The sequence below is a fragment of the Pseudomonas sp. P5_B2 genome, assembly GCF_056400445.1.
In genome coordinates this window covers 1-8,176 of the sequence record NZ_JBFULH010000173.1, presented here as the reverse complement: position 1 = coordinate 8,176, position 8,176 = coordinate 1, and the positions used below count along the sequence as shown (strand labels likewise).

8 protein-coding genes and 1 pseudogene are annotated in these 8,176 nt (G+C 57.5%); 4 read left to right on the top strand and 5 right to left on the bottom strand.

The features are described from left to right. Positions 1-92: 92 nt before the first annotated feature. The 3 genes from AC1DRJ_RS14800 to pdxR form a co-directional block, all read right to left on the bottom strand. Positions 93-506, bottom strand: coding sequence for a cupin domain-containing protein (locus tag AC1DRJ_RS14800; RefSeq protein ID WP_477802816.1), 414 nt, complete (start codon positions 504-506; stop codon positions 93-95). Positions 507-773: 267 nt separating this feature from the next. Beyond that, positions 774-1,067 (bottom strand): putative quinol monooxygenase, encoded by a 294-nt coding sequence (locus tag AC1DRJ_RS14795; RefSeq protein WP_477802815.1) that lies wholly within the window; start codon positions 1,065-1,067, stop codon positions 774-776. Positions 1,068-1,190: 123 nt separating this feature from the next. After that, positions 1,191-2,624: a MocR-like pyridoxine biosynthesis transcription factor PdxR gene (gene pdxR / locus AC1DRJ_RS14790; RefSeq protein WP_477802814.1), complete on the bottom strand. Its 1,434-nt coding sequence runs from the start codon at positions 2,622-2,624 to the stop codon at positions 1,191-1,193. Positions 2,625-2,829: 205 nt separating this feature from the next. Between pdxR and AC1DRJ_RS14785 the strand changes: the two genes are divergently transcribed. The 3 genes and pseudogenes from AC1DRJ_RS14785 to AC1DRJ_RS14775 all read left to right on the top strand — a co-directional run. Continuing rightward, entirely contained in the window at positions 2,830-3,270 is a 441-nt protein-coding gene (locus AC1DRJ_RS14785) for a carboxymuconolactone decarboxylase family protein (RefSeq protein WP_477802813.1), read from the top strand. Between the two features lie 87 nt (positions 3,271-3,357). Further along, entirely contained in the window at positions 3,358-4,278 is a 921-nt protein-coding gene (locus tag AC1DRJ_RS14780) for a LysR family transcriptional regulator (protein WP_477802812.1), read from the top strand. Between the two features lie 84 nt (positions 4,279-4,362). Next, a pseudogene (locus AC1DRJ_RS14775) lies at positions 4,363-4,680 on the top strand (GNAT family N-acetyltransferase); the annotation flags it as partial. Between the two features lies 1 nt (position 4,681). Here the strand turns inward: AC1DRJ_RS14775 and AC1DRJ_RS14770 are convergent. Next, positions 4,682-5,374: an aspartate/glutamate racemase family protein gene (locus tag AC1DRJ_RS14770; protein WP_477802817.1), complete on the bottom strand. Its 693-nt coding sequence runs from the start codon at positions 5,372-5,374 to the stop codon at positions 4,682-4,684. 495 nt (positions 5,375-5,869) lie between these two features. Continuing rightward, positions 5,870-7,234, bottom strand: a complete 1,365-nt coding sequence (locus AC1DRJ_RS14765) for a hypothetical protein (RefSeq protein ID WP_477802811.1) — start codon at positions 7,232-7,234, stop codon at positions 5,870-5,872. A 256-nt stretch (positions 7,235-7,490) separates the two neighbouring features. Between AC1DRJ_RS14765 and AC1DRJ_RS14760 the strand changes: the two genes are divergently transcribed. Continuing rightward, positions 7,491-8,000 carry a hypothetical protein gene (locus AC1DRJ_RS14760; RefSeq protein ID WP_477802810.1) on the top strand — a complete coding sequence of 170 codons (510 nt, stop codon included), beginning with the start codon at positions 7,491-7,493 and terminating at the stop codon, positions 7,998-8,000. Positions 8,001-8,176 lie beyond the last annotated feature (176 nt).

Here is an 8,176-nt window from a genome sequence, read left to right as displayed (position 1 = left end):
GGAATGCATTTCAACTGTGGGAGCGAGCCTGCTCGCGATGGGGTCATCAGCTTTAATACATCTTCCGGCTGATATGGCTGGACGTAACGGCATCAATTTTCCAGCGGGATCAGCACTTTTTCGTCCGGCGACAACACCATAAACACCAGCAGTTTTGCAGGCTTGGTTGCGCTGGCGTTTTTTGACATCAGGTGTTCAGATCCCGCCGGTTCATACCAGTATTGGCCGGCCTTGTAGGTGATGGGTTGTTCACCCTTGACCTGGGAAACAATCTCCCCCGATATCACGTAGGCCATGGCGGTGCCTTCGTGCTTGTGGGCAATGGACAATTGCCCGGGCTCGTAATCGACTTCGATCATCAATGCTTTTTTGCCGGGTACGTTTTTCAGCATCTGATCCTGCAGCACCGTGACCTTTTCAGATGGGCCTTCATGAGCAATGGCAGCAGCCGAAACGCTCAGGGCCAAGGCCGCGAGCGGTGCAGCAAGGAAACGCAAAGCTTTCATGGATTATTACCTGCGGTGGTTATCGTCAGGAGCAACGATAGTCCGCAGGACAGGGCAATCAAACAGCCAATATTCGGGAAGCTGAGGGGGCCAATGCAACCCTGCAATTGTCGTAGCAGCTGTCGAGCAACGCGAGGCTGCGTYCGGCKGCGAAGCCGTCGTGAAATCGGGTTGTGCGGTGTATCAAGGATAACCGTGTACTCAGGGTTTACGACTGCTTCGCAGCCGGACGCAGCCTCGCAGGCTCGACAGCTGCTACAGGGTGCTTTAGCGAATCGGGAAGCTGTTGAAATCCACGGCATTCGCCAATTGGTTGTCGATCAGGCCGATAAAACCCTGGACCTCAGGGCAATTGAAATGCTGCTGCATGGCCGCTTCCGATTGCCAGTGGGCGCTGACGGTCCAGCGGTTGGTGTCCTCGGGGCAGCGGTCGACCATGTAGGAATCGCAGCCCGGTAGTTCGCGCAGGGTTTCGACAATCTTTTGCAGTTGCTTACCCAGTTCATCCGAGCGGCCAGCGGCGGCCTGTACCTCTACGGTATTGCTCACTTCGTTGGACATTGCTCACACTCCTGAATCAGGCCGGACGAATCCTGCTCATTGAGGGATAACGCTTAGGCAGGATAGGCCTGCTGTCCCGGACCGCCAATAGCCAAATGCCCGGTAAAGCCGCAGACCAATCCGTCAGGCTACTTGCTGCAAAATGTCGCGCAAACGGTCCAGAGCGGTGTCGATGTCCAGGGTTTCAATCGCGCCAAAACCCAGCAACAGCCCGGCCTGCGGTGCTTGCTGGAAGTAAAAGGCCTCGATGGAATAGAGCCCGACTTCGACCTTTTTGGCCAATTCGATCACCAAGACAAGATCGATAGGCACTTTGCACATCACCACCAGGTGGAACCCGGCCGTGGAGGGCACCGGCTCGAACCATGGTGAAAGATCGCCCGCCATGCGCGCCAGAATCCGTTCGCGACGCCCGGCATAGATCGTGTGGCAGCGGCGGATGTGCTTGAGCAGGCAGCCTTCGGCAATGAATTTGGCCAGCGCCCACTGCGCCAGTGTGGAGGTGTGCAGGTCGGTGAGTTGCTTGGCGCGAATCACCGCTTCGAGAATCGCCGGCGGCAAAATCCCATAGCCGAGGCGCAATTCCGGCAGCAGGGTTTTCGAAAAAGTCCCGACGTAGGCAACGATCCCGCGTTCATCCATGCTTTGCAGCGAATCGGCAGGGCGGCCTTCGTAGCGAAACTCGCTGTCGTAATCGTCCTCGATGATGATCGCGCCCAGTTCATAAGCCCGCTCCAGCAGCGCCATCCGCCGTTCCTGGCTCATCGGCAGGCCGAGCGGGAACTGATGGGACGGTGTGACGTAGATCAGCCGCGTGCCGAGGGGGATTTTGTCCACCTGAATGCCTTCGGCATCCACCGGCACACCGATCACCGTGGCGCCGTGCGAGCCAAACAACAGGCGTGCCGGCGGGTAGCCGGGGTCTTCCATGGCGACGATGCTGCCGGGGCGGGTCATCACCCGCGAAATCAGATCCAGCGCCTGTTGCGCGCCGTTGCACACCACCACGTCTTCGTCCTGGCAAATGACCCCGCGCGAAAATGCAATGTGCCGGGCGATGGCATTGCGCAGCGCCGGCAGGCCTTCGGGCAGGCTGTAGAGACCTTTTGAACCGGACATCTGGCGCAAGGCGTGGGACGTGCAGCGACGCCAGTCATCCTGCGGAAACTGCCCCTTGCTGACGGCGCCGCCAATGAAGTCATAGCGCAACGACCCTTCGAGCGTCGGGTGACGCAGGAACACCGGCAGATTGCGCCAGGATTCAATGACCTCAAAACTCGCCAGCTCGGAATGGCTTTGTTTACGGGTGATTTTGGACGGCCGGGCATTCACGTAGGTGCCTTTGCCAATAACGCCGGTGAGGAAGTTTTCGTAGGTCAGTTGCGAGTACGTGTCGGAAATGGTCTTGCGCGAAATCCCCAGTTGTTCGGCGAGCAAGCGGCTGGGCGGCAGTTGTGTCCCGGCGGCCAGGCGCCCGGATTCGATGGCGCTGCGCAGTTGGTTGTACAACTGGCCTGCCAGGTCCTTGCGGCCATTGATGACAACATGAAGTTCCATACCGACAAGGCTCCTGCAGCGGTTGAGGCGCGTGTGCGTCGCGCCAGATTACCCGCATGAGCGGCTGTGCAGAAGTTGCGTGGGCCAAATACCGCGGATTGGTCTGTTGTTGAATGGTCCCTGGTTTTTTCGTTGAATTGGCCCTGTAACGTGCGTGCATCAGCGCCTAACGTGGTGGTCTCTACTCGATTCCCGAGGTCGCCCCATGAGTTCCCGCCTGGATTACTACAGCGCTTCGCCTAAAGCGATGAAAGCGATGATTGCCATGGAAACCTTGACCAGCAACCTCAGTATCGAACCCGCGCTGCTGCACCTGATCAAGATCCGCGCTTCCCAACTCAACGGCTGCGCTTTCTGCACCGACATGCATTCGGTGGACGCGCGGCGCCTCGGCGAGACCGACCGGCGCCTGTACTCGATCGTCGTGTGGCGCGACAGCGGCTTTTTCAACCCTCGCGAGCGCGCTGCGTTGGCCTGGACTGAAGCTGTGACGCTGCTCTCCAAAAGCCATGTGCCGGATGACGTTTACGCAGGGGCGCGCGAGCAATTCAGCGAATCAGAGTTGGTCGATTTGACGATTGCCGTGACCACCATCAATAGCTGGAATCGCCTCGCGGTGAGTTTTCGGCAAACGCCTGGCGGCTGAATCGATTTTTCGCCTCGAGTGTCACATCAGTTTCATAAACCCTGCGCAGGATGAGGTTTTCAAGGATAGGTCGACAAGGAGTCATTGATGTCACTCATGGAGTCTACTTTTGCGGCCAGTCTCGATCCGGTACTGGTGCAGTCCTTCCGGGTGAGCGCCCGTTGTGGGTGCTTCATGCAGGCCGCTCGCAGCCTAAATATCAAATCCACCCAGTTACGCAAACACCTGGCGCAGCTTGAGGCGCAATTGCATTGTTCGCTGTTCAATCATCACGACAATGGCCTGGCCCTGAGTCGTGAAGGGTTGGCGCTTCAGGCGCAACTGATCGCTTTAGCCCATGAGCGCGATGCGCCGGTGATCGAGCAACCGCTGATTCGCCTGGCGGTGGCCGAGTCGATCCTGCACGACATTCTCGGTCGTGACCTGATCGCGTTGTTGCGTCGTAACGCCAGCGTGCGCCTGGACATCATCACCCTCGACAGTGAGCTGAGCCTGCAAGCGGTCAGCGCCGATGTGGTGCTGTGGCTGGCCGGCACCGATTCGCCACTGCCGGGGCCAAGTTTTGCAGCGAGCGAACCGCAGCGTCTGGCGCATTTGGAGTATCTGCCGCACATCGCAAAACGCTATTCGAGGGTCGCCGCACGACCGGACAGCCTCGACGACCTGGCTGACTTCATGCTGGTGCAATGGCAGCACGATCGTCAGGTCGAGAGTTTTCGGCCGTGGAACAGCGTGGTGGATCATCGTCTGGCCGGCGTGGTGCAACTGCATGCCTATGCGCTGATGCTGGAGATGATCCGTTGCAGCGCCTGCATCGGGCTGTTACCCCGTTATATCAGCCGATTCGATCGCGGGCTGATTGCTTTGCCGGGATTGTTCGATCAGCGGATGCAGCGTCAGGTGTGGATGGCGGTGAATGCCCAATCCCAAGGGCAGGCCGACGTGCAGATGATTGTGGAGCTGATCCATAACACCTTCAATGAACGGCGGGAGTGGTTCGAGAATTGAACGCGGACAAACTCTAGGAGTGAGCCCTGTGGTGAGGGGGCTTGCCCCCGTTGGGCTGCGAAGCATCCCCGAAATCTCTGATATGGCAACATTGGYCTGGAGCAGTTCTCGCGGATCCGCCGCAGCCATGCCGGCAATCTCGGTATGGGCGTCGCGGTGGCGTGGCAGGGCAAAGGCGTGGGCTCGACATTGCTGGCAGCGGCGCTGGATATCGCCGACAACTGGATGAACCTGCAACGCGTGGAGCTTTCGGTGTACGCCGACAACGAAGCGGCCGTCGGCCTCTACAGAAAGTTCGGTTTCGAGACCGAAGGCCTGTTTCGCGATTACGCCGTGCGTGACGGCCGGCTGGTCGATACCTTGAGCATGGCGCGTCTGCGTCGCACGCTTAACGCCGATTGACTCAGTCGCCCAGTGCGAACGCCACCGCTGCCTGCGCATGCAGTTCAGTGGTGTCGAGCAAGGGCAGGGCGCTGTGTTCGGGTTTGATCAGCATGCCGATTTCCGTGCAGCCGAGGATGATCGCCTGGGCGCCGCGCTGGGTCAGTGACTCGATCACCTGCTGATACACCTTGCGCGACGCCTCGCTGATCACCCCGACACACAACTCGTCGTAGATGATCCGGTGCACCGCCTGGCGTTCCTCGGCTTGCGGCACCAGCACGGTCAAACCCATCGCGTTCAGACGATCCTTGAGAAAGTCCTGTTCCATGGTAAACGCGGTTCCGAGCAAACCGACCTTCAACACACCGGCATCCACGGCTGCCTGACCGGTCGGGTCGGCGATGTGCAGGAACGGAATAGTGATCGCGGCCTGAATCTGCCCGGCCACCTTGTGCATGGTGTTCGTACACAGCACCACACACTCGGCGCCGCCAGCTTCCAATCGCCGCGCCGCATCCACCAGGATCGCCGCTGCATCGTCCCAGCGCCCGGCATGCTGGGCCTGTTCGACAGGCCCGAAGTCGACGCTGAACATAAGCAACTGCGCCGAACGCAACGGCCCGAGCCGGTCACGAACCTGCTGGTTGATGAGGCGATAATATTCGGCACTGGACTCCCAGCTCATGCCGCCGATAAGGCCGATGGTGCGCATCATGCTCTCCCATTCTGTGAGATGGGAGTGTCCTTTGTTTTAGGTAGATGACGCCAGAGAGTGGTGCGATTATTTCCATAAAGCCCTAAAAGCGGGTGCTACACGGCGGGTAATGATTGAAGGATCAGAGGAGGGTCATCTGGTGCCTGAACACAAGAAGGCCGGTGCAGTCACCGAGTTATTACAGTTAATGAACGTTCGACCATAAAGTTCGGTGAGCAAGCCGGCAACTTCCGGGCCGTCATGGCGGCATGTACGTTGCCGGTTGTATGGACTCCCGGCGTGGACTGCCGGTCAATCTGGGTACAGCCAAATACGAGCGCGATAAGTAGGGCAAACACTATGTTTTTTATGAGGCAGTGCTCCACTGTTCATCCAGTCGTTGTTTAAAGCGGCGAAAAGCATCATTTTCGGCTTGAAGTACGATTTTTTTCAAATAGCCAGGACTATTCCGGGTGAAGGAACAGCGTGGTGACAATTCATTATCGGGCGCATTTACAGTTGCAGGCGCAGTAGCCAGGAAAACATCAGGTGCTCGCCACTGTTGGTACGTAAAATCGTGTAGTTGAGTTTTACGGGTAAGCCTTTACTTTCGACTATCCACGCAGGGTCAATAGAAAGTTGCATCTGTGAGGTATTGTTGATATCGACTTCTGGTCCATAGCGAATAACTTGTCCATGCCAGGCAATGCGCACTGAATAGCCGGGGGACATCCCGACATAACTGACTGTGGCCATGCGCTTATCTAAAGACAGTGTGGGCTCACGCAGTTCGAATCTCTGCGGGATAACCGTCAGGTTCAGCGCGCGCGATTCGATCGGTTCTGGAATGCCGGAATGTTTGACTGTGTAATACACCTTGGCACCGCTGCCAATGCAGTCGATGACGTCCAACCGATGAATCAGGAACGTCAGGGTTTGCCCAGGCTGCGCTATCGTTTGAATCTCGCTGCCATAGGTGCTGTTTCGTCCCACCCAATATACTTTTACGGTGTGCCCCRTGAACGATCCGGTATAGGCGACTTGCACTCTGGCATGCGTCTGCGAATACATGCCGTCAAACGTCAGCACCGTCCCGTTGCTCCCCAGTGCTTCAAGTACTTTGGGTCGTATCAGATCCAGAACCGGTCTCTTGATGTGCACGTCAATGTGAGTGGTGGGCGACCAGTTCGCCCGTGGACCGGTTGGGTTTCCGATTTGATCAACGCCCCTGAAACGCATGGCAAATCGAGGGTTATCATTTCTGAATGCGTCCGCAAAAAGCTTTAATACGATTGTTTCGGCAGTTGCTTGTGCAGAGGTCACCGTATGCAGGACTGTGTGGCCATCACAATCGAGGGTGATTTTGTCGTGCGCTCGCATGTAAGGGTAATTGAGTTTGACCTCTACACCTTCGGCAACCCGAACAGCATCCAGTCCTTTGGCGATGACATCAGCGGGAAGTGTCATGACCAGGTAGGGATTGTCCCCGGTTCCCGACACTTCGCCACCGGGGCGAGGCGTGTTAAAGAGAACGACCAGGTCCTCCGAGGTTTCCGGGTCCTGACTGAAACGTTTGACCCTCAAGCGAATACGGTTGATACCGTTCTTTAGGAACTCGCCTGGCAGATTGATCGAGAACCTTTTGTTTTCCTCACCCGGTTGAATGGTTTTGGAGGCGACGGCCGGGTTCAAGTTGTTAAGCAACAATTCTGCGGTGTCGTATTCGCTCATGTTCAACCACGGGTCGATCACTACTTGAACGCCATCCGGTGTGGCAAGGGAAAGCCCGATGCCACCCTCGGGATTGTCGGTATGAATGACCGGCTTCGTTATCAGCGGAATGATCACCTTGTCTATCTTTAGAATCTGGTTGTTCATGAGTTGCGATCCTTGCCTGACGGCACCTGGCTTTCTCGTTATGTCGTGTGCCGGATCATCAAACACCTGACAGATGTGTGTCGGCTACTGTCATCACTGACAGGTAGAAGAGGATTACCCCCAAAAAGGCAGCCGTTCGTCGTTTTGGCTCGCAGCAAACAACGGCACACCCACCTGGCAGCTTTGTCGTACGCCCTCGGCTGTCATCTGCCATGATGAAAGTCCGCAGCACCGCTCCAACCAAAGGAACACCGCAATGGACGACGTACAACAACTGGGTGAGATGCTTCGCCACTACGCAGAAAGCGAAGCGCACAAGAAGCAGACGTTTGAGTCGCAATCTGCTGTTTGGGCGACGCGTATTGGTGAGCTGTTCGATCAGATCCAGCAGTGGCTGGAACCGGTCCAGGCGCCGAATCTGCTGGAGGTGAGCCGTGAGGCGTATGTCGCTTCAGGGCCGAGCGTGCCAGTCGAGACGTCGACGTTCAAGACCGAGAAACTGTCCATTGTCATTGCTGGCAAGCCGGTGGAGTTCGTGCCGGACGTGATGGGCGCGGGTGGCCAGATTTCCTTGGCGGTGATGGGGCTGACGGCTGCGCGCTATGGCAGTGTTTCGCTGGTGTGCATGCCGCCGTCGAATAGCTGGCAGTGGCGCAAGACCAATGGGCTGAAAGACCCGGACACGTTCGCGTTCGATGCGAACTTTCTGGCGCAGCAGTTGCAAAGCCTGATCCCGCGCGATCGTGGCCAAGTCCTCCAGGATTGACCCAAAACCTTGTAGGAGCCGAGCTTGCTCGCGATGGCGTCAGGTCAGTCACCATCAATGGTGAATGTGATGCCGCCATCGCGAGCAAGCTCGGCTCCTACAAGGTTTTGGGTCAATCCTGGAGGACTTGGCCACGATCGCGCGGGATCAGGCTTTGCAACTGCTGCGCCAGAAAG

Coding starts and splice junctions, on each gene's coding strand:
- AC1DRJ_RS14800 (WP_477802816.1), bottom strand. CDS start 506: ATGAAAGCTTTGCGTTTCCTTGCTGCACCGCTCGCGGCCTTGGCCCTG.
- AC1DRJ_RS14795 (WP_477802815.1), bottom strand. CDS start 1,067: ATGTCCAACGAAGTGAGCAATACCGTAGAGGTACAGGCCGCCGCTGGC.
- pdxR (WP_477802814.1), bottom strand. CDS start 2,624: ATGGAACTTCATGTTGTCATCAATGGCCGCAAGGACCTGGCAGGCCAG.
- AC1DRJ_RS14785 (WP_477802813.1), top strand. CDS start 2,830: ATGAGTTCCCGCCTGGATTACTACAGCGCTTCGCCTAAAGCGATGAAA.
- AC1DRJ_RS14780 (WP_477802812.1), top strand. CDS start 3,358: ATGTCACTCATGGAGTCTACTTTTGCGGCCAGTCTCGATCCGGTACTG.
- AC1DRJ_RS14770 (WP_477802817.1), bottom strand. CDS start 5,374: ATGCGCACCATCGGCCTTATCGGCGGCATGAGCTGGGAGTCCAGTGCC.
- AC1DRJ_RS14760 (WP_477802810.1), top strand. CDS start 7,491: ATGGACGACGTACAACAACTGGGTGAGATGCTTCGCCACTACGCAGAA.